Source organism: Streptomyces sp. NPDC021212 (assembly GCF_044332925.1).
Lineage (GTDB): Bacteria > Actinomycetota > Actinomycetes > Streptomycetales > Streptomycetaceae > Streptomyces.
This window is the reverse complement of record NZ_JBIRPZ010000001.1, coordinates 342,160-366,926: the sequence shown is the minus strand read 5'-3', so window position 1 is coordinate 366,926 and position 24,767 is coordinate 342,160. Positions and strand designations below refer to the sequence as shown.

Sequence of the window (24,767 nt, the reverse complement as noted above, 5' to 3'; positions counted from 1 at the left end):
ACGGTGAACGCGTTGCTGTGTTGCGTTCGGACCTCTTGGGCACTCGTCGCGGATGCGACCAGGAGTGCTCGACATCGGTTCCCGTTCCGTCCACCTCCAGATCGCCGACCTCGTCCCGGGCAGCCCGCCCGAGCACGTGGCGACGCTGAAGCGGTCGGTGCGCCTCGCCGAGGCCACCGACCGGCGGGGAGTGATCGACCAGGCCGCGGTGCGCCATGTCGTCGGCGCGGTGACCGAGGCCGGAGCGGTCGCGGGCGCCCGCCACGTCGACGACCTGGTCGCCTACGCCACCTCGGCCCTACGGGACGCCACCAACCAGGAGGCCGTCCTCGCCGAGATCGAGGCCGCCACCGGAATCCACGCGAGCTTCATGAGCGGGCTCGAAGAGGCGCGGCTGACCTTTCTGGCGGCCCGCGGCTGGTACGGCTGGTCCGCCGACCGGATGCTGCTCCTCGACATCGGCGGCGGCTCCATGGAGATCGCCTCCGGCGGCCGCGCCGAGCCCGACGCCGCCATCTCCGTCCCCCTGGGAGCGGGGCGGCTCACCCGCCACCACCTCCCGGAGACCGCCCCGGTGAAGAAGCGGCAGGTCGAGGAGTTGCGTGCCTACGTACGCTCCGTGCTCAGCGAGGCGACGGCCGAACTGCGCGAACTCCCGGCACCCGCCTCCTGCGTCGCCACGTCCAAGACCTTCACCCGGCTCGCCCGTCTCACCGGCGGCCCGAAGCCGAAGCCCGGAACCTTCCCCTCCAGCACCCTCAGCGCGGACCGGCTGCGGCCGTGGATCCCCCGGCTCGCGGCCAGGACGGACACCCAGCGCGCCAAGCTGCGCGGCATCTCCGCCTCCCGCGCCCATCAGTCCCTGGCCGGTGCGGTCGTCGCGGAGGCCGCCATGGACGTCATGGGCGTACGGCAGCTCACGATCTGCCCCCTGGGCCCTGCGCGAGGGCATCCTCCTGGACCGCCTCCACTCCCTGGACGAGACGGCCCCCAGGGTCGCCGCTCCCGGGGCCGCGTGACATCCGGCCCGGGAGCGGGTGTCATGCCGCCTTGGCTTCGATCTGGTCGTGCAGTCGGGCGCAGGTTCGGGTGATGAGGCGGGAGACGTGCATTTGGGAGATGCCGAGTTGTTCGGCGATGCGGCCTTGGGTTTCTTCGCGGAAGAAGCGCAGGTAGAGGATGTGGCGTTCGCGTTCGGGCAGGGCGCGGAGCTTGGGTTTGAGGGCTTCGCGCTGGATGACGCGGTCGTAGGAGGGTTCGGTGGTGCCGAGGGTGTCGGCGAGGGAGTATCCGTCCTCGGCGCCGGGCAGTTCGGCGTCCAGGGACAGTGCCGAGAAGCTTTCCATGGCCTCCATGCCCAGCAGGACGTCCTCTTCGCTCATTCCGGTGTGGCGGGCGATGTCCGCCACGCTCGGGGAGCGGTCGTCGGGGGTGCGGGTGAGGTCCTGGGCGGCGGCGCGCACGCGGTTACGCAGTTCCTGGACGCGGCGCGGTACGTGCACGCCCCACATGTGGTCGCGGAAGTGGCGCTTGATCTCGCCGACGACGGTGGGCACGGCGAAGCTGGCGAAGGCGCTGCCGCGGTCGGGCTCGTAGCGCTTGACGGCCTTGACCAGGCCCAGCATCGCGACCTGCCGCAGATCCTCCGCGGACTCACCGCGGTTGCGGAACTGCCTCGCCAGCCGGTCCGCCATCGGCATCCACGCGCGGACGACATCCTGCCGCAGCGCCTCCTTCTGCGGGCCATCGGGCAGCGTGGCGATGCGCCGGAACTCGGCGGTGGTGTCGGGAGCATCGTCGTGCGAGTGCTTGCTGCGGGTGCGTACGGCAGTCATGCTCCGGTCTCTCCCTCGTCGTGCGGTCGGTATCACGGTGGGAGAAATCCGCCTGCTGGGGTGCCGGACAGAGCACACCCCGAGCAGCTGAACTGCTCCCATGGGCGTGCCTCCAGTCCGAAGCACACTGAGCGCCTGCCCGCCGCACACACCCCCAAACAACTTCACGCGTGGCCGGGGGACGGCGCCGAGACAGGCGTCCTGTGGCGGGCGGGGCGCCAGGTGGCGACAAGCGCACCGGCGAGCAGGAGTTCGGCGATGTCACCGCCGTAGTACATGATTTCCGCCGCCCCCCGGACTTCGACGGCGGGGGCGGCGATGTCGATCCCGAACCCGCCGTACATCAGCTGCGACACCCCGGCGTGGAGGGCGATGGCGCAGCCGAGCCACACCAGTCGGACAGGTACACCGGGCCGCCGGGCGGCGGGGTCGGGGCCGGCGATGACGTGGGCGAAGAGGCAGCCGGACAGCAGGAAGTGGACGTGCAGCAGCCAGTGCCCGGGCGGCCATGCGGTGGCGGCGCGGTAGAGCGGGGTGAAGTAGAGCGCCACCAGGCTGCCGGAAGCCAGCAGCAGCGCGGTGGCCGGGTGTGTCAGGAGCCGGGCGGGGCGGCTGTGCAGGGCCGTGGTCAGCCGTCGGCCGTGGGCGGCGGGCAGGTTCCGCAGGAGCAGGGTGACGGGGGCGCCGAGGACGAGGGCGAGCGGGGCGTACATGCCGATGAGCAGGTGCTGGGCCATATGGCCTCGGAAGTCGGCGTGTGCGAAGGGGGCCAGGGGCGGCAGCAGCGCCACGGCTGCCAGGACGGCGCCGGTTCCGAAGGAGGCCGACCGCCACCGGTTCCAGCCCCGCGCCGGGTTGCGGAGCCTGGCCCGATGGGCCAGCCGAAGATAGCCGCAGACGCACAGGAGCGTGACGACGGCGGGCAGCGCGGTCTCCAGAACGCCGCTTCCCTCGCCGTGGCCGGTGTGCGGTTGGTGGCCGCCGCCCATCAGGCAGACCGCCCGCTCCGGTCGGCGTCCGGGGCATCGGGGGCATCCGGGGCTTCGGGGTCGAAGGGGCGCCCGCTCCGCTGGAGCCCGTATCCGCCGACGAGCAGCAGAGCCCCCAGCACGAGGAAGCCGATGTCCCACCACATCTGATGCGGCCCGCCGTGCACATGGTGGATTCCGAGAAGATGGTGGTCCAGCACGCCTTCGACGAGATTGAACAGGCCCCAGCCGGCCAGGATCCACCCCCACAGCACCCGGGAGGACCACACACGGCGGCGATGATGGGTCACGCGGGAGTACAGGACCCCCAGCCCCGTCAGGACGGCGAGCCAGCACACGGTGTGGAAGATGCCGTCCCAGACCGTGTTCATCTCCAGACCGGAGACGGAGTGCGGGCTGTAGTACTTCACCCCGATGTGGTCCTGATTGGTGCTGCTGAGCATGTGGTGCCACTGGAGGAGCTGGTGCAGCACGATGCCGTCGACGAACCCGCCGAGGCCGATCCCCAGGATGATGCCCGGCAGTTGCAGCCCGCGGGCCGACTTCTCCTCGCTCTCGGGTAAGGCCCCGTCAGCAGTCGTTGCCATCAGCTGTCTCCCATCCTTCAGCAGGGCGCGGATCATCACCCTCCCGTGTGTCCATCTTCGAACCGGGCACTCGGCCGCGGCGCGAACGAAACCCGACTGACACGGACCCCGACCCATACGGACGAGGAGACGCGATGAAAGCCCTGACATGGCACGGCACGGCGGACGTGAGAGTCGACACCGTTCCCGACCCGGTGATCGAGCATCCGACCGATGTCGTCGTCAAGGTGACCACCACCGGAGTGTGCGACTCCGACCTGCACCTTTACGAAGTCTTCGGCCCCTTCCGACGGCCCACCGGACGACCGGTTCGTCTACCTCTCCGATCGCCGAAGTCACCCTCGCACAAGGCGATGTGGATGTCGGTCAGGAGCCCTGACAGGTCATCCGCGAGGGCATGGATGCCTACCTCGGCCCTGCGGTAGCGCATCGGCGCCCACAGGAGGAAATTGACCGTCACGCCGATAGCGCAGCCGATCCCGACCAGGAGGATGATCTGGCCGAGTTGCTCGATGCGCTCGGCGTCGCCGGCGGCGGCCGAGAAGGTGGAGAAGGCGAAGAACGCCGCCGTCGCCACCTGGGTCCCCTGAGCCCCCAGGTGTCGCCATCGGCCGATACTCAGTGCGATCAGCGCCACCAGCAGGAACGTGATCAGGTCGGGCCCGGCCAAGAAGCCCGGACCGGCCTGCACCAAGACGCCCGCACACACCGCGCCCAGATACCGCAGCGCCTGCAGCAGCGACTGGTAGACGGTCACCTGCATGATCAGCACGGCCGAGTGCCCCACGTTTTACTCCTATAACAGACATTCCGCAGGCCCACGGCCGGCACTGTCGGCCGTGGCGCCCGTGGCCGGTGCGGGGGTGTCGAGGCGTGGTTTCGCCGCATGATTCGATGGACTCCTGACTTCCGGGAGGTCCAGCGCGTCCATGATCCGACGAGTACTCGCGGCCGTCGTGACCTTGGCCGCGCTGATCACCGTCCCCTCGGCGGCACCCACGGTTTCGCGCCCCCTGACGGTGGCCACCGACAAGGGCCTGGTCAAGGGAGCGGCGGCGCACGGTGTCGGCCGGTTCCTCGGCATCCCGTACGCCGCGCCACCGGTCGGCGACCGGCGCTGGCAGCCGCCCGCGCCCGCGGCCGGGTGGTCGGGTGTCCGGTCGGCGGGCCATCCCGGTGCTACGTGCGTCCAGACGGCCACCGGCAGGGGCCCGGGCACGAGCGAGGACTGCCTGTACCTCAACGTCTACGCCCCCGAACGGCGCACGGACCGTCCGCTGCCGGTGCTGTTCTGGATCCACGGCGGTGGCTTCATGAGCGGTTCGGGCGACCTTTACGACGGCTCGACGCTCGCGCGGACCAACAACATCGTGGTCGTCACGATCAACTATCGGCTCGGCGTGTTCGGCTTTCTGGACCTGCCCGGGCTGAGCGAGCGGGGCGCGGGCAACTACGGCCTGCTCGACCAGCAGGCGGCGCTGCGCTGGACCCAGCGGAACATCGCCGCGTTCGGCGGGGACCCCGGCCGGGTGACGGTGTCCGGCGAGTCGGCCGGCGGCCAGTCGGTGTGCGCCCTGCTGGCCTCGCCCCCGGCCCGCGGCCTGTTCGACCGCGCCATCATCCAGAGCGGCGGATGCCCGAGTCTCACGCCCGCGCAGTCCACCGCGCGGGGCAGGAGCTACGCCACCGCCGCCGGCTGCCGCAATCCCACCACCGGCGTGTCGTGCCTGCGGGCCAAGCGGCCGGAGGAGTTGCTGGCCGCCGGGCGCGACTTCGGCGGCATCCTGAACGGCCCCCTGCCCGTGTCCGGGGTTCCCGAACTGCCGGTCGCGCCGGGCGTGGCGGTGCGGTCCGGCAGATTCGCCGACGTACCCCTTCTCATCGGCACCAACCGCGACGAGATACGCACGTGGGCGCTGCCGTTCGCGCACGCGACCGAGAACCAGTACGAGCGGGTGATCAGGCAGCAGTTCGGCCCGCACGCCGGCGGAGTGCTCGCCCGCTACCCCTACGGTGCCCACGGTGGCCCGTACGACGCGGCGTACGCCCTCGGCGCGGTGTGGACCGACAGCAGCGTCTTCTACGGGATGGGGGGCTGCCAGTACCAGCGCCTGGCGGGCCGGTTCGCCTCCGTACAGCCGCGAACGTACTTCTACGAATTCGGCGACCGCAACCCGCCCGCGCACGGCCCCACCCAGCCGGGTTTCACCGCGGGCGCGGCCCACGCCGCCGAGCTTCCCTACCTGTGGCCCAGCATGGCCCCGAAGCCACTGACACCGGAGCAGCAGCGACTGTCGCGGACGATGATGCGCTACTGGGGCGCGTTCGTACGCGACGCGAATCCCACGACGCCGAAGCAGGCGGCGTGGCCGCCGTACCGCAGCGGCAAGCTCATGTCGCTGCTGCCCGGTGACCGCGGCGGGGCCGTCGACTCCGAGGCGTACTCGGCGCGCCACCGGTGTTCCTTCTGGAACGGGATCGGCTACGACTGGCTGACCACCGACCCGATGTACCTCGCCAAGCAGGCCGGGGTCCCCGCACGCTGAACCCCGGCCACGGGCGCCCGGCCCCGGTGCGTGTCACCGGTGGCGTGCGAGGGTGGCGATGTCGATGACGAAGCGGTAGCGCACGTCCGAGGCGAGGACCCGTTCGTACGCCTCGTTGATCTTGTCGGCCGGGATGACCTCGACCTCCGAACACACGCCGTGCTCGGCGCAGAAGTCCAGCATCTCCTGCGTTTCGCGGATGCCGCCGATCAGCGAACCGGCGAGTGTCCGGCCCCGCAGGAGCAGGGAGAACACGTTGAGCGACAGGGGCTCGGCGGGGGCGCCGACGTTGACCAGGGTGCCGTTCACGGCCAGCAGGCCGAGGTAGGCGTCCAGGTCCAGCGTGGCGCTGACCGTGTTGACGATCAGGTCGAAGGCCCCCGCCAGCTGCTCGAAGGTGGCCGGGTCGCTGGTGGCGTGGTAGTGGTCGGCGCCCAGGCGCAGGCCGTCGTCCATCTTCTTCAACGACTGTGACAGGACGGTGACTTCGGCGCCCATGGCATGTGCGAGCTTGACGGCCATGTGGCCGAGGCCGCCCAGGCCGACGACCGCGACCCTCGTGCCGGGGCCCGCGCCGAAGCGGTGCAGCGGTGAGTACGTGGTGATGCCCGCGCACAGCAGCGGTGCCGCCTCGTCCAGGCCGATGCCCTCGGGGACGCGGACCACGAAGTCGTCGTTCACGACGACATGAGTGGAGTAGCCGCCCTGGGTACGGGTGCCGTCCTCGTCGATCGCGCCGTAGGTGAGGGTGTTCCCGTTCAGGCAGTACTGCTCCTCGCCCCGCCGGCAGGGCTCGCAGGTCCGGCAGGAGTTGACCATGCAGCCGACCCCGACCCGGTCGCCGACGGCGTGCCCGGTGACCTCGGAGCCGACCTCGGTGACGATGCCCGCGATCTCATGACCGGGAACGACCGGATAGGTCTGCGGTCCCCATTCGCTGCGGGCGTGGTGGATGTCGGAGTGGCAGATGCCCGCGTACTTGATCTCGATGAGGACATCATGCGGGCCGACGTCGCGGCGATCGATGGTCGTGGGGGTGAGCGGTTCGGTCGCGGAGGTGGCGGCGTAGGCATTGACGGTGAGCATGGTTCTCCGTTGGTGTGTTGCTGGTTGAACTGGTGCGGTCCAGCCTGCTGGCCGGGGGCGCGGGGCGGCAGGCCGCGTTGTGCCGGGGACCGGCGTTCCGGGGTGTGACAGGGCCCCCCACAAGGCGTTCGCCCAGGTCACCGCCGGGTCAGTGCCGGAATGCGACACTGGGCGGATGGAACGCGAGCGGCAGCACGGCAATGGCGGTACACCACTGGGAACCTTCCTGCGGGCCCACCGCGCCAAGGTCACTCCCGAGGAGGCCGGACTGCCGCCCGGCACCGGGCTGCGGCGCACCCCGGGGCTGCGCCGCGAGGAGCTGGCCACGCTCGCCGGGGTGAGCGTCGACTACTACGTCCGTCTGGAGCGCGGCAGGGAGTGGAACCCCAGCCCATCCGTGGTCGACGCCCTCGCCCGTGCCCTGCGTCTGCACCCGGCCGAGCACGAGCACCTGCGCGACCTGGTCGCCCGCGCCGGGGGCAGCTCCCCCGTGGAGCCGGTGTCCCCGACCCGGGACATCCCGCCCGGCACCGGGCTGCTGCTGGAGAAGCTGCGGCCCTTCCCGGCGTTCGTGGTCAGCCGGACCATGGACATCCTCGCGTGCAATCCGAGCGGACTGCGGCTGTTCGCCGGGATGGCGGACTGGCCGGAGAAGAAGCGCAACGTGGTGCGCTACGTCTTCCTCCACCCGGCGGCCCAGGATCTGTTCGACGACTGGGACGAGCAGATCCGCGCGGCCGTGGGCCGCATGCGCGCCCTGGCCGGGGTCGAACCGGACGCGCCCGACCTGACCGAGTTGGTGGACGAACTCCTGGCCAAGAGCCCGGAGTTCACCGCGCTGTGGGACGGCTACGGTCTGCGTACGCACGCCCAGGGCAGCAAGACCTTCCATCACCCCGATGTCGGCGACCTCACCCCCGGCTACCAGTTCATGCAGCTCGAGGGCACCCCGGACCACCGGCTCATCGCCTACTACGCCGAGCGGGACACGCCGGAATACGACGCGATGGTCCTCCTCGACATGCTGGGCTCCCCGTCCTCACGCCCCACACCGACGCGTACCGGCCGTCCGCCGGCCACCGCGGAGGACGAAACCACCCGCTGAGCGAGACCGGTCCCACCGAAGGAGACCCCGCGACGGCGCCGCCTGGACGATACCGATGGCGCTGGCCATCGACGCCCTCGGCACCGGGCTCTTCCTCCCGCTGTCCATGGTCTGCTACCGCCGCCACCGCAGGCTCGCTCCTGCTGCCGCTGCTCGTCGGGCGGATCGTCGACCGCATCGTACTGGTCGTCGTTCTTCGCGCTGATCCGAGCAGGCGGAGGGCGACGCCAGGGACCAGTGGTTCGCCCGGGCGGGCCGGCGACGCGATGGCCTCGGCGGGCCGCCTGTGGGCGGTCTGGTGCGCGGCCACCGCCGTGGCGGTGCTCCTGCCGCGGGGTCCGCTGCTGATCGCCTACCTCGCAGTGGTGGTGCTGCTGTGGGCGACGGCGGAGATGATGCACGGACCGGCCTCGAACGCCCTCTCCGCGGAGGCGGCACCGGAGGGGGCGCGAGGCACCTATCTGGCGGCGTTCCAGTACTCGTTCGCGACGGCGGACATGGTCACCCCCGGCCTCTTCGGCGTCCTCTACGGCGTGGACCGGGTGCTGCCGTGGGTGGCCGTAGGCTGCCTGGCACTGACGGCGAGTGTGGCGATCCGACCCCTGGAGCGGCGGCTGAGCGACAGGAGCGCGGCACGGATCGCGGCCGAGGAGATGTGCGCGAAGCGCCCAGGAATCCGCATCTCGATCGTCGTTTCGGACAGCGGATCCGAGAGCTTCGCCGGCGGCGCCGCTCGTCACTGCGCATCAGCCCCAGGTAGCCCAGGCCCTGCGCCCAGCCGATGAGGAACGGCACCACCAGGAACGACGGCGGCGGGTAGTTCCCGTACGCGGCCGGCTCGATGACCAGCGGCCACACCAGGACCGTGGTGGACAGGGCCACGTGGAACCAGCGCAACAGGTGTGCCCAGTACGCCCACCGGTTCAACGGCAGGTAGCGCATGCGCCAGATCGAGCGGATCGTGGAGCCGCACATCCACCGGAGGTACATGCGCAGGAGGTGCCCGGTCTTCTCCGGCATCGCGGTGCACACGACCGCGGACGGCTGCTGGACGGTCGTCGGAGAACATCACGGGGCGGCCCGTGAAGGTCTCCGTTGAGGTAGCTGTCGAGGTTGTCGCGGCGATGACGCTCCCGGTGACGGAGAGGATCACCCAGCCGGTGACGCCCCGCGCGCGCCCGGCCGCGTCAGACGCGCGCCTTCGCCAGGAGCGCGCGTATCTCGGCTGCCGAGGCGGGGCCCGCCTTCAGGGAGAGGAACCCGGGCGGGGCGGTGCCGGCCGCGAGGGGGCCGAACGACTCGGCGGACAGTTCCGTGTAGGGCGCGCCGTAGGCGGGCGTGCCCGGTGCGAACAGCCTGCCCCGCGCGAGTGGTCCCGCGTCGACGGTGTCGTACCCGAGGGTGTCGAGGAGTTCGGTGGCGTGCCGCTTCGCCTCGGCGTTGTCCCCGGCGATGGGGAGCGCGGTGCGGTCGTCGGCGCCCGTCGGCCGGTTCAGTACGGCCAGGTGCTGGTGGTGGATGTTGTTGAACGCCTTGACGACGTGCGCCGATTCACCCAGGTGCCGCTGGAGCAGCTCGCTGCTGGTGGTCGAGTCGTTTTCCAGGGCCTCGACCCTTCCGTCGCGCCGGGGAGAGTAGTTGCCGGTGTCGATGACCGTCCTGCCCGCGAGGGGTTCGCGGGGCAGGGAGTCGTACGCCTTGAACGGCACGCACACGACCACCCAGTCGCCCGCCGCCGCGGCCTCCGCGGTGGTCGCCGCCCGGGCCCTGGGGCCGAGTTCCGCGACCAGGCCGGTCAGCGTCTTGGGGCCGCGCGAGTTGCTGAGTACGACGTCGAGTCCGGCATGCACGGCCAGTCTCGCGAGAGAGCTGCCGATCATTCCACTGCCGATGAGTCCTAAAGTAGTCACGCCGAGCCAACCCGAAGGGGTCCGGGCGTATTCCGTCAGCGGGGCCGCCCGACACGGCGCTCGTCCCACACCGGCTCCGGTGTCTCCCGGATCACGCCGTCCGAGCCGAAGACCAGGAAGCGGTCGAAGGAGCGCGCGAACCAGCGGTCGTGGGTGACGGCCAGCACCGTGCCCTCGTACGCCTCCAGGCCCTCCTGGAGCGCTTCCGCCGACTCCAGGTCCAGGTTGTCGGTCGGCTCGTCCAGCAACAGCGCGGTCGTTCCGGCCAGTTCGAGCAGCAGGATCTGGAAGCGGGCCTGCTGGCCGCCGGAGAGCCGGTCGAAGAGCTGGTCGCCCTGGCGCTCCATCTCGTACCGCCGCAGGGCGCTCATCGCCTTGCCGCGGTCCCGGGCGTGCTCGGTCCACAGGATCTCGACGAGTGTGCGGCCGACGAGTTCGGGGCGGACATGGGTCTGCGCGAAGTGGCCGGGCACGACGCGCGCGCCCAGTTTCCACTCCCCCCGGTGGGCGACGTCCTCGCCGGCCAGCAGCCGCAGGAAGTGGGACTTGCCCGACCCGTTGGACCCCAGCACGGCCACCCGCTCGCCGTAGAAGACCTCCAGGTCGAAGGGGCGCATCAGCCCCTCCAGCTCCAGACCCCGGCAGGTCAGCGCCCGGACCCCGGTGCGGCCGCCCGCGAGGCGCATCGTGATGTCCTGCTTGCGCGGTGGCTCCGGGGGCGGGCCCGCCTCCTCGAACTTCCGCAGCCGGGTCTTCGCCGCCTGGTACCGGGACGCCATCTCATCGCTCCGCGCCGCGTAGCGCTGCATGTCCAGCACCAGGCGCTTCAGCTGGGCGTGTTTCTCGTCCCAGCGACGGCGCAGTTCCTCGAACCGTGCGAACCGCTCTTCCCGGGCCGTGTGGTACGTGTCGAATCCGCCGCCGTGGACCCATACGTCGCTGCCCGCCGGGCTGGGCTCGACGCTGACGATCCGCTGCGCCGCGTGGGACAGCAGTTCCCGGTCATGGCTGATGAACAGCACGGTCTTGGGTGTCTCCCGCAGCCGCTCCTCCAGCCACCGCTTGCCCGGCACGTCCAGGTAGTTGTCCGGCTCGTCGAGCAACAGGACGTCGTCGGGGCCCCGCAGCAGCGCCTCCAGCACCAGCCGCTTCTGCTCGCCCCCGCTGAGCGTGCGCACCTCGCGCCACTGCGCCTTCTCGTACGGCACCCCGAGCGCCGCCGTGGTGCACATGTCCCACAGCGTCTCGGCCTCGTAGCCACGCGCCTCGGCCCAGTCGCTGAGCGCTTGCGCGTAACCCATCTGGGCCGCCTCGTCGTCCCGCTCCATCACCGCGAGTTCCGCCTCGTCGACGGCCCGGGCCGCCTGCCGTACCGCGGGCCGGGCCACCGAGACCAGCAGATCCCGCACCGTCCGCCCGTCCCGCACGGAACCGACGAACTGCGGCATCACGCCCAGTGAACCGCTGACGGTGACCGTCCCCTCATGCGGCTCCCGCTCCTTGGAGAGGAGCCCCAGCAGCGTGGTCTTGCCCGCCCCGTTCGGGCCCACCAGGGCGGCGACCGCGCCTTCGCCCACCCGGAACGAGACATCGCCGAGCAGCAGCCGCCCGTCCGGCAGGAAGTAGGTGAGATGCGCGGCCTCCAGATGTCCCATAACCCGGCATTCTCCGGTCGCCACGTCCTGACCAGCAAGGCATTTCTCTACTCGCGCAGACCGATGGCGTGCACCGGCGCCGTACGCAGCGCCCATCGGGTGGGCAGCAGGATCGCCAGTGCGCCGATCGCGGCCGTCGCCGCGACGATCCCCAGGTACAGCAGCGGGGGAATGTACAGCACGGGCGATCCGGTCAGTCCGAGGCTGACGGTGACCAGCGGAAGCAGGGGCACCACGCTGCCGATGACCACCGCGGTGATGACCACGATGACCGTCTCCACCCTCATCATGCGGATCACCTGCCCTGCGGGGGCGCCCACCAGCCGGAGCAGGGCGAACTCCCGTATGCGGCTCAGGGTCGCCATCACCAGCGTGTTGGCCACCGAGATGGCCAGGTATCCGAAGACCAGGGCCAGCGGCAGGGCACTGGTGAGCACGCTGGACGTCGCCTGGCTCTCCTGAGCGGCCGACAGGCCCGCGTCGTCGAGCACATCGGTCCCGGGGTAGCGCTTGCCGAGGTCCTCCAGCGCCGCCTTGATCTTGTCCTTGTCGGCATCGGGCGCCGCCTTGACGAACACGGTGTCGTCCAGACGATGGCTGCTGTGGTCGAGAACGGTCTGCTGCGGCAGGGTGACGTCTCCGAACCCCAGCCCCCGTTTGTAGACCGCCACCACGACCGGTTCGGCCTCGACACCGTCGGGCAGGTGCAGCCGGGCCCGCTCCCCCACTCCCACGCCCAGCGTGCTCGCGGCGCCGCCGGAAAGGGCCACGGTCCCGTCGCGCAGCCGGCTCACGCTGCCGTCGGTCACCTCCAGGTCCATGTTCTTCTCCAGCCCCCGTGGGGTGACCCCCTGGGCCTGGTACTCGAAGATCTCCGGCGAATCCAGCACCGCGCGCGAGGCGGACAGCTCCACCCGCATGACTCCCGTGGCCGCGGCCACGCCGGGTAACCGGGCCGCGTCCTCGACCGCGGGCATGGGGACACCGCCCGCGCTGCCGACCAGGGTGAAGTCGGCCACGATGCCCTGCTCCGCCTGGTCCTGGGCGGCCTCGGCGGTCGTGGTGGGGATCACCAGCTGCACCATCGCGAATCCGATGGCCAGCGTCAGCGGGCCGATGCCGGCCGCCAGCCGACGGGCGTTCGCCCGGGTGTTGGCCACGGCCAGCCAGCCGTGCGGGCCGGTGCGCTTGCGGACCGGCCGGGCCAGCAGACGGGTCGAGAGGGCCACCACCGGAGGGCTCAGGAGCAGCACCGCGATCACCATCACCAGGCCGCCGGAGCCCGCTCCGGCCACGGCGAAGATGCTGCCGAAGAACAACGGCAGCAGGGAGGCGGCGACGCCGAGCAGGAACAGCAGCACACCCAGGAACACCCGGCCCTTGCCCAGTTTCGGCTGGTCCATGGCCGCGTCGCCCATCGCCTCCACCGGGCGGATGGCCACCGCCTTCCGGGCGACCCCGAGCGCCGCCACCTCGGCGGCGACGATTCCGGCGAACACGGCGACGAGCATGGGAAGCGGCCCGTAGGAGAACGAGAAGTCCTCGGGCACCATGCCGATGGTGGTCAGCGCCGCCCGCATCAGCTGGGCGACCAGGATTCCGGGGAAGCAGCCGAGCACCGACGCCACCGACGAGACGAGCAACGCCTCGGCGGCCATCATCTTGTAGATCTGCCGGGGAGTGGCGGCGACGGCGCGCAGCAGCGCCAGCTCCCGCCGCCGCTGGTGCACGCTGAGCGCGAGGGTGCTGGACACCACGATCATCGCGATCAGGATGACGACGGCGCCGAGCGATCCGGCCATCTCCTGGAGGTCGCTCCGGGCGGTGGCCACATCCGGGTTCTCCACCTGGCTGCGGTCCGAGCCGGTGCGGGTGTTGATGTCCTGCCCGTCCAGCTTGTCCTTGATCCGATCCGCGAGCTCCCCCGCGTCGGTTCCCGGCGCGGCGACGACTCCGACCGCCCGCACCCGGCCGGGGTCGCCGGACAGCCGCGCCGCGTCGGACTCCGTGAAGAAGACGGGCGCGGAGCGCAGCTCTTCGTCCGTGGACTTGAGCGTGGCGACGCCGGTGACCTTGAACCAGGCGGCGGCCTCGGTGGTCGCCAGCTTCACCCGGTCCCCGGGAGAGAGGTCCGCCCGGTCGGCGAGGTGCGCGTCGAGCACGACCTCACCGGACCGCTCCGGCGCCCGTCCGTCGCTCAGCTCGAAGGGGCCGAGGGCCGCGCTCGCCCAGCCGTGCCCCGTGGACGGCCGGCCGTTGTCGCCCTCCACCAGGTCGCCGGAGTCGTTCACCACCTGGGCGGGGAAGCTGACGTCGCCGACGGCCTCGCGGACGCCCGGTACCCGGGCGATCCTGCGGACCAGGTCGCGGTCCAGCGCGGCCGGCTCGGCCAGCGGCTTCTCCTTGGTCTTGCCGTCATGGACCTTGAAGGTCTGTCTGCCGCTGACGACGACGGCGGCTCCCGCGTAGCGCTGGGTCGGGACGCCGGACCCGATACCCGACTGCAGGAGAATGCCGAACGCGGTGATCAGGGCGGACGCCCCGACCAGCGCGACGAAGGCACCGACGAGCCCCGCCTTGCGCTCCCGGAGCGTCATGCGCACGAGTCGGAAGATCACCGGTCACCACTCCCCGAGGCGGGTCATGCGCTCGGCCACGCGCTCGGGTGTCGGGGACTCCATCACCTCGGCGAAGCGGCCGTCGGCGAGGAAGACCACCCGGTGCGCGTGGGAGGCCGCGACGGCGTCGTGCGTCACCATGACCACCGTGTGCCCGGTGGTGTCCACGACGTGGCGCAGGAGCTGGAGGACCTGCCGGCCGGTGCGGGTGTCCAGGGCGCCGGTCGGTTCGTCGGCGAAGATGACTTCCGGACGGGTGATCAGGGCCCGGGCGATGGCCACCCGCTGCTGCTGGCCGCCGGACAGCTGGGAGGGCCGGTGGCCCATGCGGTCGGCCAGCCCGACCTGGTGCACGACCTGCTCGAACCAGGCGGGTTCCGGCGACTGCCCGGCCAGCATCATGGGCAGCGTGATGTTCTCGGCCACGGTCAGCGAGGCCAGCAGGTTGTACGCCTGGAAGATGAACCCCACCCGCTCCCGGCGGAGCATCGTCAGCTCGGCCTCGTTCAGCCTCGCCAGGTCCGTACCGCCCAGCCGCACCGAACCGGAGCTGGGCCGGTCGAGCCCCGCCGCGCAGTGCAGGAAGGTGCTCTTGCCCGCGCCGGAGGGGCCCATGACGGCGGTGAAGCTGCCCCGGTCGAAATCGATGGTCAGATCGCGCAGGGCCGAGACCTGTCCCGCGCCCCGGCCGTACGTCTTGCTCACGCCCTGCAGCTGGACGGCCCAGCGGCTTTCGGGTCCCGGCACGCCGATCCCCATGGTCGCGTCCCCCTTGAAAGAAGTGTTCACCTGCTGCCCGCACTCACGCTAGAGACGTGGAACACCGCGGAACACGGCGTGCGCTGGTAGAGAGAAGGTGCAGTTTGCTGCCCCTCCATCAGCCGCTCGCGGGCACAGGGCAATGACCGGAATTCCGGTGATAAAGTGCGCACGGTTCATGCGGAGGGGCGGGGCGGGAGATGACCGTGGATTCCCACAGAACGATCTGCGTGGGTTCCTTCCGCACCATGACCTGGCAGTCCTTCGTCGGCCGGTTCCTCGCGTCCGTACCGTACGTCCTGGTCAGTGGCGGCACCGCGCTGGCCGGCCTGTTCGGTCTCTACGCCCTGGTCCTCGTCTTCGCGCTGAGCCTGCTGGGCCCGGGGCTGCTGCTGTTGCCCGCCTCCCTGATGCGATTACGCCGCAGCGCCGACGCCCATCGCCACCGGGCGGCGGCGGTGCTGGGCACCGGGATCCGGTCGGACTACCGCACGCCCAAGGGCGGTGTGCTGGTCCGGGCGCACACCCTGCTGACCGACCGGGCCACCTACGCCGATCTCCTCTGGCTGCCGCTGCACGCGCTCTTCGGTCTGTTCAGCTGCGCTCTGACGCTGGGTCTGTGCGTGGGAGCGGTGAGCTGGATGACCACTCCGCTGTGGTGGTCTCTGGTGCCGAGGGCGGAGTTCCTCGCCTGGGAGATCAACTCCTGGGCGGATTCGCTGGGAGCGGTGCTCGTCGGCCTGGCCTACGCCGCGCTGGCCGGGTTCCTCGTACCGGCGCTGGCACGGTCGCACGCGCGGATGACCCGGTTACTGCTCAAGGCCCGGCGCCGGAAGGTGACGCTCGCACGGCGGATCGAGGAACTGACGGCCTCGCGTGCGGAGGCCCTGGACGCCCATGCCGCGGAGCTGCGGCGCATCGAGCGCGATCTGCACGACGGCGCGCAGGCCGGTCTGGTGAGCATCTCGCTGCGGCTGGGCCTGATCAAACAGGCGGTGGCGCAGCGCCCGGAACAGCTGCCGGAAATGATCGACCGCACCCATGAACTGGCCGAGCAGGCCCTCACCCAGCTGCGTCAGGCCGTGCGCGCCATCTACCCGCCGATCCTCATCGACCGCGGGCTGGCCGAGGCGGTGCGGTCGCTCGTCGCCGCCTGCCAGGTACCCACCGAGCTGGACGTCGACATGGCCGCGGCGGACGGGCGCGCTGCGGTCGCCGTCGAGTCCGCCGCGTACTTCGTGATTTCGGAAGCCCTGACCAATGTCGCCAAACACAGCGGCGCCACCCAGGCCCAGGTCCGGTTGCATGCCACCGGGACCAGCATCCTGATCTCCGTGTGGGACAACGGCCGGGGCGGTGCGTCGGAGGACGCCGGAAGCGGGCTCCGGGGCATCAGGCGCCGCGTCGCGGCCTTCGACGGGACCACCGAGCTGACCAGCCCCGACAAGGGGCCGACCACCCTTCGAGTGGAGCTGCCGTGCGGATCGTGATCGCCGAGGACAACACCCTGCTGAGGGAGGGACTTTCACTGCTGCTGACCAACGCCGGGCATGAGATCTGCGCAATGGTGGCCGACGGCGACAGCCTCCTGCCCACGCTGTTGGAACACCGCCCGGACATCGCCGTCCTGGACGTCCGGCTGCCGCCGGCCTTCCGGGACGAGGGGCTGCGCGCCGCGATGGCCGCCCGTGCGGAGATCCCCGGACTGCCGGTGCTGGTGCTGTCCCAGTACGTCGAGCAGGCGTACGCGTCCAAGCTGCTCGCCCAGGGCGCCTCCGGGGTGGGGTACCTCCTCAAGGACCGGGTCGGCCGCATCGAGGAGTTCCTCCAGGCGCTGGACCGGGTCGCGGACGGTGGTGTGGCGATGGACCCCGAGGTGATCTCGCAGCTCATGGTCCGCAGAACGCGCGACGACCCGCTGGCCGTGCTCAGCGCGCGGGAGCGCGAGGTGCTGTCGCTGATGGCCGAGGGGCACGGCAACACCACCATCGGAGAGCTTCTGTTCATCGCCGAGACCTCGGTGAACAAACACATCGGGAACATCTTCAGCAAGCTCGGCCTGCCCACCACCGACGGCGGCCACCGACGGGTGCGCGCGGTGCTCACGTACCTCGACGCCGGCAACGCGTGAACGAGGGGCAGTTTTCTGCACCTCGGAAACGGGAGGTCACTCTCCTCCGCCGGGCGCCGACTCCGCGTACGGTCCCAGGTGTCGGCGCAGCCGCGCCGGACACTCACCTTCGTACCGCACGGAGACCCGTCATGTCCCAGACCCCAGGTTGGAAACCCGGCAAGGAACGCCCCTTGTGGCCATGGATACTGCTGGTCATCATCGCGGTGGGCGTCTGCGTCAACGTGGCCCTCACCGTCTGACGATCCCGGGCCCGCTCTGTGAGTTTCTATGAGCCACCGGCCGGCCGGCTGCCGCGGCCTGCCGGTTTCGTCGCGATCGTCGACTCCCTGGTGGCGGCCCACCACGGCCGGGTGGAGGTCCGTACGGCCCCGGACGTGAGCGCCACCTTCCGCATTCTGCTCCCCCTGCACGACTGAGCGCCCGGCTGAGCCGGTTCCTCAGCCTTTCGGGCGCGCTCCCGCCGTGCCGAGTCCGGGCGCGGCCGCCAGGAAGGTGTCGAGCACTCCGTCGGCGACCCGGACCGGGCCCTCGGGGCGGGTCTCGCCCGGGATCGTGCGGATCCGCCCGGCCTGCCCGGCCAGCGACGACGCCTCGGCGAACCACCGTGTCGCCTGCGAGGTGTTGCCGTCGAGCCGGGCGCCCAGCGCGTCCAGGGTGCGTAGGAACGCGCGGCCCCACAGCGCCAGCGCGTCCAGCCACGGCGCGCTGTCCGCCACGAAGCCGCGGTCCGCCACGCCCGCCCTGAGCGTGGCGGACGCGGTGGCCAGCAGCGTCGCGGAGGGGCGCAGGGCGTTCAGCGCCGCCCGCCGCGGTCCGGCGTCCCAGTGGTGACGGAACTCGGCCAGCCGGGCGGCCAGTTGGGGCGCCTGGGGCTGCCAGGGCCCGGTGCCGAAGGTGGGCGCGAGGTGCTGGGTGTCGAAGAAGGCGAGCAGCGCGGACACGGTGGCCGGGTCCGGATCGTCCCCGGCCAGATACGCGGCGGCGGCCCGCCAGGTGCGGTCCGGGTCGTACCCGGTGTCGTTCCAGGCGAAGTCCGCCCCGCCGAACAGGGCGACCTTGCTGGCGGCGGCCTGGTTCATCGGGTTGAGGACCAGGCCGGAGAGCTGCTGGTGCAGACCGGCCTCACGGGCGTCGTACGGGGCGAGCAGCAGCCGGCCCTCGGCCTGGCCGTAGTCGTTGACGGGGTAGTTGTCCCAGACGAACACCCTGCGCCCCCACACGGCGGCGGCCCGCGTGGCGTCGGCCACGGTGATCCGCGGCGGCACCACGTCCGTCCCGGTCCACATGATCTCGACCCGCGGGTCCAGCCGCTCGCGCAGGGCCCGCTTGTACGCGGTGTCGGTGACGTCGCCGTACTCGGTGGGCACCGTCTGGAGCGGCGCGGTGCCCTCGCGGGCGTCCAGGAACTCCTTCTGCACCCGGTTCAGCAGATCGGCCTGCGCCTCGCCCGCGGCCCGCTGCGAGGGCTCGCCATAGGCGGCGCGGTCGGCATCGCAGTTCCACCGGGTGTAGCTGATGTCGTCCAGCGGCACCGAGAAGCTGCGCACCCCGAGGTCGTACATCGCCCCCAGCTTGGCCCGGAGGGCCGTGAACTCGGCGGGGGCGCTGTAGCACAGGGAGTTGCCGGGCGAGAGCGCGAAGGTGAACCGCACATGGTGGCCGACGGCCTGCCGGACCAGCTCGCCGAGCTGGGCGAGCTGGTCGGCCGGGTACGGCTCGCGCCACTTCTCCCGGTGGTACGGGTCGTCCTTGGGCGCGTAGACGTACGTGTTCATCTTCACGTCCCCGTAGAACGCCAGCTGGTCCATGCGCTCGGCGTGGGTCCACGGGCTTCCGTAGAACCCCTCGATCACGCCACGCAGCGGCATCAGCGGATGGTCCACGACCGACACCGAGGCGATCCTCCGGGCGCCGGTGATCAGCTGACGCAGCGTCTGCGCCGCGTAGTACGTCCCGTCGGCGTCCGCGCCCGCGAGCGCCACCGCGCCACCGCGCGCGGCGAGCGCATAGCCTTCCGCGGGCAGTTCCCCGGGCACCCGGCCCCCGGCGGCCCGCAGCGCCGCCGCGACCGAGGCATCGGCGATCCGCCCGACGGTCACCGTCAGCTGCGGCCCGTAGCCGCCGCGCAGACGCTTCGCCCCCGCGCGGCGCAGGACGGAGGCGATGAGATCGCGCGTGGGCCGGTCCACCCCGTCGCCGTAGACCACGCGCACCTCCCGGGGCACCACGACGTCCGGGCCCAGCCGGGCCATCGCCTGCGGCCGCGGCACGACGGACGGCAACGGCCCCGCCCCGGCGGTGGCGGCGGTGGCGCCGACGGGCAGCAGCAGCCCGAGGAAGGTGAGGAACGCGATCACGGCGGCCAGAGGCCGGGAACTTCGGCGCATGGGACTTGTCCTCCGTGGCGTGAATGCCCCACCCAGCCCCTCCGGCGTTCGGCGGAGCCGCATATCCGGTGCTGCGGGGAGGGGCGGGGTGGGGAATCGTGCCCGGTGCGTGGTGCTCCGGGAACACATACCCACGCCCCGGCACGGGCCAATCCCGCACCGTCCGCTGGAAGTTGCGCAGCGGCCGGGGACGGCAGCGCGAGGTCCGATTTCCGCCAGCGCACCGCCACCGGCCGCCGCACAGTGGGAGCGTGATCACCGACGAAAGCAAGTACGAGGCGGTGTGCGGCCGCGATGCCCGCTTCGACGGCGCGTTCTTCTTCGCCGTCATCACCACCGGGATCTACTGCCGGCCCAGTTGCCCGGCCACCACGCCCAGGCGCCGGAACGTGCGCTTCTTCCCCACCGCGGCCGCGGCCCAGGGGTCCGGCTTCCGGGCCTGCCTCCGCTGCCGCCCGGACACCGTGCCCGGCTCCGCCGAGTGGCACGCCCGTGCCGACGCGGTCGGCCGCGCCATGCGGCTGATCTCGGACGGCATCGTCGACCGCGAAGGGGTGGCCGGGCTCGCCGCGCGGCTGGGGTACAGCACCCGGCAGGTGCAACGGCAGCTGAACGCCGAGGTGGGCGCCGGGCCCATCGCCGTGGCGCGGGCCCAGCGCGCGCACACGGCGCGGATCCTGCTGGAGACGACGGATCTGCAGGCCGCCGAGATCGCCTTCGCGGCCGGGTTCTCCAGCGTGCGGCAGTTCAACGACACCGTCCGGCAGATCTACGCCGCCACCCCCAGCCGTCTGAGGGACCCGAGGCCGGGGCCCGCCGCACGCTCCGGGGCGGCCGGAGTGCCGCTGCGGCTCGCCTACCGCGGCCCGTACGCCGTCTCCGAGGTGTTCGACTACCTCGGCAACCGGGCCATCGACGGCATCGAGGAGTTCACCGGGGAGCGCGGTGCGCGCGTCTACCGGCGCACTCTGCGCCTGCCGCACGGCACCGGGATCGCCGAGGTCGGCGAAGCGCGGGGGGACGGCTGGCTGGAGTGCCGTCTGCACCTGAGCGATCCGCGTGACCTGACCACGGCGACGCAGCGGATGCGCCGGCTGTTCGATCTCGACGCCGACCCCTACGCGGTGGACGAGCGCCTGGCCACCGCCCCCGCGCTCGCCCCGCTGGTCTCCCGGCGCCCCGGGCTGCGCGCGCCGGGCGCCGCTGACCCGCATGAGCTGGCTGTCCGCGCCGTGCTGGGCCAGCAGGTCTCGGTGGCGGCCGGGCGCAGGCTGGGCAACGCTCTCGTGGCCGCGTACGGGCAGCCGCTGCGGGCGCCCAGCGGTGCGCTGACGCACCTCTTTCCCACGGCCGAGGTGCTGGCCGACGCCGCGCTGGGCGAGCTGGGGATGCCCGAATCCCGCCACCGTACCCTGCGCACGCTCACCGTGGCCCTCGCCGACGGCACCGTCGCGCTCGACCCGGGCGCCGACCGCGACCATGCCGAGAAGACGCTGCTCGGCCTGCGCGGTATCGGCCCCTGGACGGCCGGCTACATCCGCATGCGGGCCCTCGGCGACCCGGACCTGCTCCTCACCGGCGATGTGGCCATCCGGGCCGGTATGCGGCACACGGGCACCGGGCCCATGGACGCCGAGGCGTGGCGGCCGTGGCGCACCTACGCCATGCACCACTTCTGGAAGGCCGCCGCCGACCGGCGCCGGACCACCCAGCGTGATGTCCGAATACCGCCAGCATTCCCCGTCGCGACCCCCCATCGTTGACAGTGAAGCGAAAGAGGACGAGAGAGCGCGACGATGACCATCTACACCACACTGGACAGCCCCCTGGGCGAACTGCTCCTGGTGGGCGAAGAGACACCGGACGACACGACACCGCACGGCACCACGCTGACCTCGCTGTCCATGCCCGGGCAGAAGAACGCGCCGGCGGTACGGCCCGAGTGGCGCCGCGCGCCCGACCGGTTCGCGGAGACCGCCCGGCAGCTGAGCGCGTACTTCGACGGCGGGCTCACCGCCTTCGACATTCCGTTCACGCCCGGCGGCACGGACTTCCAGCAGCGCGTGTGGCAGGCGCTGGAGGGGATCCCGTACGGCGCCTCGACCACCTACGGGCAGCTCGCCGAAGGGCTGGACGTACCCCGGGGGCAGGTCCAGGCGGTGGGCGCGGCGATCGGCGCGAACCCGCTGCTGCTGGTACGGCCCTGCCACCGGGTGATCGGCGCGGACGGGACCATGCGCGGCTACGCCGGAGGCGTCGACCGCAAGGTGTGGCTCCTCACCCACGAGGGCGCGCTGCAGCCGACACTCATCTGACGTGACGCCGCAATCTCGACAATCTCCGGAGGAACCAGGCCGATGACGGTCTTCACCACGATGGACAGCCCCCTGGGCGAACTGCTCCTGGTCGGCGAGGAGTCGGCGACCGCGAAGGGCGGCACCGCGCTCGTCTCCCTGTCGGTGCCGGAGCAGAAGCGCCGCCCCACCGTCCAGGACGACTGGACCGAGGACGCGGACGCCTTCGCCGGCATCGCCCGACAGCTCCGCTCGTACTTCGACGGCAAGCTGACCCGCTTCGACATCGAGTACGTCACCGGCGGCAGCGCCTTCCAGCAGCGGGTCTGGAAGGCCGTGGACACCATCCCGTACGGCACGACCCTCAGCTACGGCGAGATCGCCACCCTGATCGAGGCGCCGCGCGCCGCGGTCCGCGCCGTCGGCACGGCGATCGGGGCCAACCCGGTGCTGGTCGTCCGCCCCTGCCACCGCGTGATCGGCGCCACCGGCGCGCTGACCGGATACGCGGGCGGCCTGGAGCGCAAACGAGCGCTGCTGGACCTGGAGCACGCCCACCCGGCCGCCTGACGAACCACACCGAAGGAACCGCAGCTCATGACCGACCTCATGACCGACACCACCCTCTCCGCGAGCCAGGTGGCCGACCGCGTCGCGGCGGACGACTGGAGCGCGCTCACCGACGAACTGGGCGAGCACGGCAGCGCGCTCACCGGACCGCTCCTCACCCCCGGCGAATGCCACCGCATCGCCGGGCTGTACGACGAGACCGAGCGCTTCCGCACGACCATCGACATGGCCCGCTACCGCTTCGGTTCGGGCCAGTACCGCTATTTCACCCACGACCTCCCCGACCTGGTGCGCGAGCTGCGCGAGGCGTTCTATCCGCACCTGCTGCCGATCGCCCGCGACTGGGCCGGGAAGCTGGGCCGGCCCGCGCCCTGGCCGGACACCCTCGAGGAGTGGCTGGCGATGTGCCATGAGGCAGGGCAGGCCAAGTCCGCCCAGATCCTGCTGCGTTACGGCCCCGGCGACTGGAACGCCCTGCACCGGGACGTGTTCGGCGACATGCTCTTCCCGCTCCAGGTCGTCGTCGGGCTCGATGCCCCCGGCGAGGACTTCACCGGCGGCGAGTTCATCATGACCGAGCAGCGCCCCCGCGCGCAGTCGAGGGGATCGTCCACCACCCTGCCCAAGGGCCACGGGCTGATCTTCACCACCCGGGACCGCCCCGTGGCCTCCAAGCGCGGCTGGGCGAACGGCCCCATGCGGCACGGGGTGAGCACCGTACGTTCCGGACACCGCCACACCCTCGGGCTCGTCTTCCACGACGCCGCATGACCCCCGCCCCGGCCGATGCACCCACCAGGCGCCACACACTGATCGGCCCCGACGGGGCGCCCTACCGCAGCGCCACTCCGGGCAGTCTCGGCGGACACCGGGGCCTGCGGCTCTACGGGCGTCTGGACTGCCCCTCCGCGCTGCGGGCCATCGCCCGCGGCCACTACGTGAAGCACCGGGTGTTCTTCGCGGACGAGGCCACCGCGGTCGCCGCCGGATACCGGCCGTGCGCCGTGTGCCTCCCGCAGAGGTACGCCCTGTGGAAAGCCAACCGGGAGAACACCACCACACCATGAGCAGCCCTCTCACGGGACCACCGGCCTCCCGATCGCCCCTGATCGGCGCGGAGGAGCTGACCGCGTACGGCGATCTGCCCCGCCCCGCCCCACACACCGTCCCCGAACTCGACGCCCTCATCGGCCTGTTGGCCGCCAGGAAGGGCCGCGTCGAGACCGTCGCCATCGGCCACAGCCGTGACACGGCCTCCCGCGCCGCCGCCGACGCCTTCGCGGCCGCGTGGAAGGCGCGCGACGGGAAGGTCCTCACCAGGGTGGACTGGCCGGAGAGCGCCGCGTCCTGGCTGCGGCCCGCGCGCCGGCTGACCGCCGAGGAGCCCGACGCCTGGGTCATGGCCGCGGCGCCTCTCGGCTTCGCCCAGCTCGCCCGCCGGCTGCGGCACTCCACCGACTGGGACCCGGCCCGCACGGTCGCCTTCGCCGCCCTGAAGGACTCCCGCCTCCCCGCGCTGGCCGGGCCGGAGACGCTGCACGGCCTGCGCGGCGCCACCGCCGACGGCGGCACCTGGGAGGTACGCAACCGCTGGGTCACCTCCTACCCGCCGGCCGGGAGGAGCGCATGACCGCCCTGATCCCCCGCCCGCCCATGGAGATCGCCCCCGGGGCCGTGCACCTGCCCGGCTGGCTCACCCTGGAACAGCAGCGCGAACTCGTCACCGCCTGCCGTGCCTGGGCCACCGGCCCTGTCCCCATCCGCCACACCCGCCTGCCGCGCGGCGGCGTCATGTCGGTGCAGACGGTGTGCATCGGCTGGCACTGGCAGCCGTACAAATACACCCGCACCGCCGGGGACGTGAACGGCGAGCGCGTCGCCGAATTCCCCGACTGGATGGTCCAGTTGGGGCGCCGCGCCCTGCTGGACGCCTACGGCGACGCACCGGGCGCGGCCGTCTACACCCCGGACACCGCCCTCATCAACTTCTACGACGGCCAGGCCAAGCTGGGCATGCACCAGGACAAGGACGAGAAGTCCTCGGCCCCGGTCGTCTCGCTGTCCATCGGCGACACCTGCGTCTTCCGCGTCGGCAACACCGAGACCCGCACCAAGCCCTACACCGACATCGAGCTGGCCTCCGGCGACCTGTTCGTCTTCGGCGGCCCCTCCCGGTACGTGTACCACGGCGTGCCCAGGATCCACGAGGGCACCGCCGACCCCGCCACCGGGCTCACCTCCGGACGCCTGAACATCACCATGCGCGTCACCGGCCTCACGGACTGACCCGGC

General features: G+C 71.8%; 23 protein-coding genes and 2 pseudogenes. 15 read left to right on the top strand and 10 right to left on the bottom strand.

What is annotated here, in order from left to right:
- Positions 1-52 precede the first annotated feature (52 nt).
- Positions 53-1,093: a Ppx/GppA phosphatase family protein gene (locus tag ACH4SI_RS01575; RefSeq protein WP_398291343.1), complete on the top strand. Its 1,041-nt coding sequence runs from the start codon at positions 53-55 to the stop codon at positions 1,091-1,093.
- Here ACH4SI_RS01575 and ACH4SI_RS01570 read toward each other — a convergent pair.
- The 3 genes from ACH4SI_RS01570 to ACH4SI_RS01560 form a co-directional block, all read right to left on the bottom strand.
- A complete protein-coding gene (locus ACH4SI_RS01570; protein WP_398291341.1) occupies positions 1,041-1,835 on the bottom strand; it encodes a SigB/SigF/SigG family RNA polymerase sigma factor in 795 nt (264 codons plus the stop codon). The genes ACH4SI_RS01575 and ACH4SI_RS01570 overlap by 53 nt on opposite strands.
- 164 nt (positions 1,836-1,999) lie before the next feature.
- On the bottom strand, positions 2,000-2,824 hold the full coding sequence (locus tag ACH4SI_RS01565; protein ID WP_398291340.1) for a cytochrome c oxidase assembly protein: 825 nt from the start codon (positions 2,822-2,824) through the stop codon (positions 2,000-2,002).
- The gene (locus tag ACH4SI_RS01560) at positions 2,824-3,411 is read right to left on the bottom strand and encodes a DUF2243 domain-containing protein (protein WP_398291338.1); all 588 of its coding nucleotides are present in this window, start codon (positions 3,409-3,411) and stop codon (positions 2,824-2,826) included. The genes ACH4SI_RS01565 and ACH4SI_RS01560 overlap by 1 nt, the downstream gene beginning before the upstream one ends.
- Positions 3,412-3,545: 134 nt before the next feature.
- Between ACH4SI_RS01560 and ACH4SI_RS01555 the strand changes: the two are divergent.
- Positions 3,546-3,698, top strand: a pseudogene (locus ACH4SI_RS01555) (glutathione-dependent formaldehyde dehydrogenase); the annotation flags it as partial.
- A gap of 50 nt (positions 3,699-3,748) precedes the next feature.
- Here ACH4SI_RS01555 and ACH4SI_RS01550 read toward each other — a convergent pair.
- Positions 3,749-4,189 (bottom strand): annotated as a pseudogene (locus tag ACH4SI_RS01550) (hypothetical protein); the annotation flags it as partial.
- Positions 4,190-4,340: 151 nt separating this feature from the next.
- On the opposite strand from ACH4SI_RS01550, the gene ACH4SI_RS01545 reads away from it, so the two are divergent.
- Positions 4,341-5,957 carry a carboxylesterase/lipase family protein gene (locus ACH4SI_RS01545; protein ID WP_398291336.1) on the top strand — a complete coding sequence of 539 codons (1,617 nt, stop codon included), beginning with the start codon at positions 4,341-4,343 and terminating at the stop codon, positions 5,955-5,957.
- Between the two features lie 33 nt (positions 5,958-5,990).
- Here ACH4SI_RS01545 and ACH4SI_RS01540 read toward each other — a convergent pair whose 3' ends face one another.
- On the bottom strand, positions 5,991-7,043 hold the full coding sequence (locus tag ACH4SI_RS01540; RefSeq protein WP_398291334.1) for an NAD(P)-dependent alcohol dehydrogenase: 1,053 nt from the start codon (positions 7,041-7,043) through the stop codon (positions 5,991-5,993).
- A gap of 175 nt (positions 7,044-7,218) precedes the next feature.
- Here ACH4SI_RS01540 and ACH4SI_RS01535 point away from each other — a divergent pair, with 175 nt between their 5' ends.
- Complete coding sequence (locus tag ACH4SI_RS01535; protein WP_398291332.1) at positions 7,219-8,148, top strand: helix-turn-helix transcriptional regulator; 930 nt, start codon at positions 7,219-7,221, stop codon at positions 8,146-8,148.
- A 266-nt stretch (positions 8,149-8,414) separates the two neighbouring features.
- Positions 8,415-8,933, top strand: coding sequence for a hypothetical protein (locus tag ACH4SI_RS01530; protein WP_398291330.1), 519 nt, complete (start codon positions 8,415-8,417; stop codon positions 8,931-8,933).
- Positions 8,934-9,335: 402 nt separating this feature from the next.
- Here ACH4SI_RS01530 and ACH4SI_RS01525 read toward each other — a convergent pair whose 3' ends face one another.
- Genes ACH4SI_RS01525 through ACH4SI_RS01510 form a run of 4 tightly spaced genes read right to left on the bottom strand, consistent with a single transcriptional unit; the run spans position 9,336 to position 15,090 of the window.
- Complete coding sequence (locus ACH4SI_RS01525) at positions 9,336-10,058, bottom strand: NADPH-dependent F420 reductase (RefSeq protein WP_398291328.1); 723 nt, start codon at positions 10,056-10,058, stop codon at positions 9,336-9,338.
- Positions 10,059-10,093: 35 nt separating this feature from the next.
- Positions 10,094-11,713 carry an ABC-F family ATP-binding cassette domain-containing protein gene (locus tag ACH4SI_RS01520; protein WP_398291326.1) on the bottom strand — a complete coding sequence of 540 codons (1,620 nt, stop codon included), beginning with the start codon at positions 11,711-11,713 and terminating at the stop codon, positions 10,094-10,096.
- Positions 11,714-11,760: 47 nt separating this feature from the next.
- A complete protein-coding gene (locus ACH4SI_RS01515; RefSeq protein WP_398292300.1) occupies positions 11,761-14,310 on the bottom strand; it encodes an FtsX-like permease family protein in 2,550 nt (849 codons plus the stop codon).
- Between the two features lie 24 nt (positions 14,311-14,334).
- Entirely contained in the window at positions 14,335-15,090 is a 756-nt protein-coding gene (locus ACH4SI_RS01510; protein ID WP_398291324.1) for an ABC transporter ATP-binding protein, read from the bottom strand.
- A 206-nt stretch (positions 15,091-15,296) separates the two neighbouring features.
- On the opposite strand from ACH4SI_RS01510, the gene ACH4SI_RS01505 reads away from it, so the two are divergent.
- The 3 genes from ACH4SI_RS01505 to ACH4SI_RS01495 all read left to right on the top strand — a co-directional run bounded on the left by ACH4SI_RS01505 (position 15,297) and on the right by ACH4SI_RS01495 (position 17,640).
- Positions 15,297-16,580: a sensor histidine kinase gene (locus ACH4SI_RS01505; RefSeq protein ID WP_398291322.1), complete on the top strand. Its 1,284-nt coding sequence runs from the start codon at positions 15,297-15,299 to the stop codon at positions 16,578-16,580.
- A complete protein-coding gene (locus ACH4SI_RS01500; protein WP_398291320.1) occupies positions 16,568-17,221 on the top strand; it encodes a LuxR C-terminal-related transcriptional regulator in 654 nt (217 codons plus the stop codon). The genes ACH4SI_RS01505 and ACH4SI_RS01500 overlap by 13 nt, the downstream gene beginning before the upstream one ends.
- A gap of 260 nt (positions 17,222-17,481) precedes the next feature.
- Positions 17,482-17,640 carry a hypothetical protein gene (locus ACH4SI_RS01495; RefSeq protein ID WP_398291318.1) on the top strand — a complete coding sequence of 53 codons (159 nt, stop codon included), beginning with the start codon at positions 17,482-17,484 and terminating at the stop codon, positions 17,638-17,640.
- Positions 17,641-17,661: 21 nt separating this feature from the next.
- Here the strand turns inward: ACH4SI_RS01495 and ACH4SI_RS01490 are convergent, their stop codons facing one another.
- A complete protein-coding gene (locus ACH4SI_RS01490; RefSeq protein ID WP_398291316.1) occupies positions 17,662-19,611 on the bottom strand; it encodes a beta-N-acetylglucosaminidase domain-containing protein in 1,950 nt (649 codons plus the stop codon).
- A 254-nt stretch (positions 19,612-19,865) separates the two neighbouring features.
- Here ACH4SI_RS01490 and ACH4SI_RS01485 point away from each other — a divergent pair, with 254 nt between their 5' ends.
- The 7 genes from ACH4SI_RS01485 to ACH4SI_RS01455 are packed head-to-tail and all read left to right on the top strand — an operon-like array spanning position 19,866 to position 24,761.
- Positions 19,866-21,374 carry an AlkA N-terminal domain-containing protein gene (locus tag ACH4SI_RS01485; RefSeq protein WP_398292298.1) on the top strand — a complete coding sequence of 503 codons (1,509 nt, stop codon included), beginning with the start codon at positions 19,866-19,868 and terminating at the stop codon, positions 21,372-21,374.
- A gap of 33 nt (positions 21,375-21,407) precedes the next feature.
- A complete protein-coding gene (locus ACH4SI_RS01480; protein WP_398291314.1) occupies positions 21,408-21,926 on the top strand; it encodes a methylated-DNA--[protein]-cysteine S-methyltransferase in 519 nt (172 codons plus the stop codon).
- 42 nt (positions 21,927-21,968) lie between these two features.
- Positions 21,969-22,475, top strand: coding sequence for a methylated-DNA--[protein]-cysteine S-methyltransferase (locus ACH4SI_RS01475; protein ID WP_398291312.1), 507 nt, complete (start codon positions 21,969-21,971; stop codon positions 22,473-22,475).
- Between the two features lie 27 nt (positions 22,476-22,502).
- Positions 22,503-23,246 carry a 2OG-Fe(II) oxygenase gene (locus ACH4SI_RS01470; RefSeq protein ID WP_398291310.1) on the top strand — a complete coding sequence of 248 codons (744 nt, stop codon included), beginning with the start codon at positions 22,503-22,505 and terminating at the stop codon, positions 23,244-23,246.
- The gene (locus tag ACH4SI_RS01465; protein WP_398291308.1) at positions 23,243-23,542 is read left to right on the top strand and encodes an Ada metal-binding domain-containing protein; all 300 of its coding nucleotides are present in this window, start codon (positions 23,243-23,245) and stop codon (positions 23,540-23,542) included. The genes ACH4SI_RS01470 and ACH4SI_RS01465 overlap by 4 nt, the downstream gene beginning before the upstream one ends.
- Entirely contained in the window at positions 23,539-24,105 is a 567-nt protein-coding gene (locus tag ACH4SI_RS01460; protein WP_398291306.1) for an ABC transporter substrate-binding protein, read from the top strand. The genes ACH4SI_RS01465 and ACH4SI_RS01460 overlap by 4 nt, the downstream gene beginning before the upstream one ends.
- Positions 24,102-24,761 carry an alpha-ketoglutarate-dependent dioxygenase AlkB family protein gene (locus ACH4SI_RS01455; RefSeq protein ID WP_398291304.1) on the top strand — a complete coding sequence of 220 codons (660 nt, stop codon included), beginning with the start codon at positions 24,102-24,104 and terminating at the stop codon, positions 24,759-24,761. Before ACH4SI_RS01460 ends, ACH4SI_RS01455 begins: the two co-directional genes overlap by 4 nt.
- Positions 24,762-24,767: the final 6 nt, after the last annotated feature.

Excerpts from the sequence above, each read along its gene's own strand:
- ACH4SI_RS01575 (WP_398291343.1), top strand. The coding sequence starts at position 53 with ATGCGACCAGGAGTGCTCGACATCGGTTCCCGTTCCGTCCACCTCCAG.
- ACH4SI_RS01570 (WP_398291341.1), bottom strand. The coding sequence starts at position 1,835 with ATGACTGCCGTACGCACCCGCAGCAAGCACTCGCACGACGATGCTCCC.
- ACH4SI_RS01565 (WP_398291340.1), bottom strand. The coding sequence starts at position 2,824 with ATGGGCGGCGGCCACCAACCGCACACCGGCCACGGCGAGGGAAGCGGC.
- ACH4SI_RS01560 (WP_398291338.1), bottom strand. The coding sequence starts at position 3,411 with ATGGCAACGACTGCTGACGGGGCCTTACCCGAGAGCGAGGAGAAGTCG.
- ACH4SI_RS01545 (WP_398291336.1), top strand. The coding sequence starts at position 4,341 with ATGATCCGACGAGTACTCGCGGCCGTCGTGACCTTGGCCGCGCTGATC.
- ACH4SI_RS01540 (WP_398291334.1), bottom strand. The coding sequence starts at position 7,043 with ATGCTCACCGTCAATGCCTACGCCGCCACCTCCGCGACCGAACCGCTC.
- ACH4SI_RS01535 (WP_398291332.1), top strand. The coding sequence starts at position 7,219 with ATGGAACGCGAGCGGCAGCACGGCAATGGCGGTACACCACTGGGAACC.
- ACH4SI_RS01530 (WP_398291330.1), top strand. The coding sequence starts at position 8,415 with ATGGCCTCGGCGGGCCGCCTGTGGGCGGTCTGGTGCGCGGCCACCGCC.
- ACH4SI_RS01520 (WP_398291326.1), bottom strand. The coding sequence starts at position 11,713 with ATGGGACATCTGGAGGCCGCGCATCTCACCTACTTCCTGCCGGACGGG.
- ACH4SI_RS01515 (WP_398292300.1), bottom strand. The coding sequence starts at position 14,310 with ATGACGCTCCGGGAGCGCAAGGCGGGGCTCGTCGGTGCCTTCGTCGCG.
- ACH4SI_RS01510 (WP_398291324.1), bottom strand. The coding sequence starts at position 15,090 with ATGGGGATCGGCGTGCCGGGACCCGAAAGCCGCTGGGCCGTCCAGCTG.
- ACH4SI_RS01490 (WP_398291316.1), bottom strand. The coding sequence starts at position 19,611 with ATGCGCCGAAGTTCCCGGCCTCTGGCCGCCGTGATCGCGTTCCTCACC.
- ACH4SI_RS01480 (WP_398291314.1), top strand. The coding sequence starts at position 21,408 with ATGACCATCTACACCACACTGGACAGCCCCCTGGGCGAACTGCTCCTG.
- ACH4SI_RS01475 (WP_398291312.1), top strand. The coding sequence starts at position 21,969 with ATGACGGTCTTCACCACGATGGACAGCCCCCTGGGCGAACTGCTCCTG.
- ACH4SI_RS01470 (WP_398291310.1), top strand. The coding sequence starts at position 22,503 with ATGACCGACCTCATGACCGACACCACCCTCTCCGCGAGCCAGGTGGCC.
- ACH4SI_RS01465 (WP_398291308.1), top strand. The coding sequence starts at position 23,243 with ATGACCCCCGCCCCGGCCGATGCACCCACCAGGCGCCACACACTGATC.
- ACH4SI_RS01460 (WP_398291306.1), top strand. The coding sequence starts at position 23,539 with ATGAGCAGCCCTCTCACGGGACCACCGGCCTCCCGATCGCCCCTGATC.
- ACH4SI_RS01455 (WP_398291304.1), top strand. The coding sequence starts at position 24,102 with ATGACCGCCCTGATCCCCCGCCCGCCCATGGAGATCGCCCCCGGGGCC.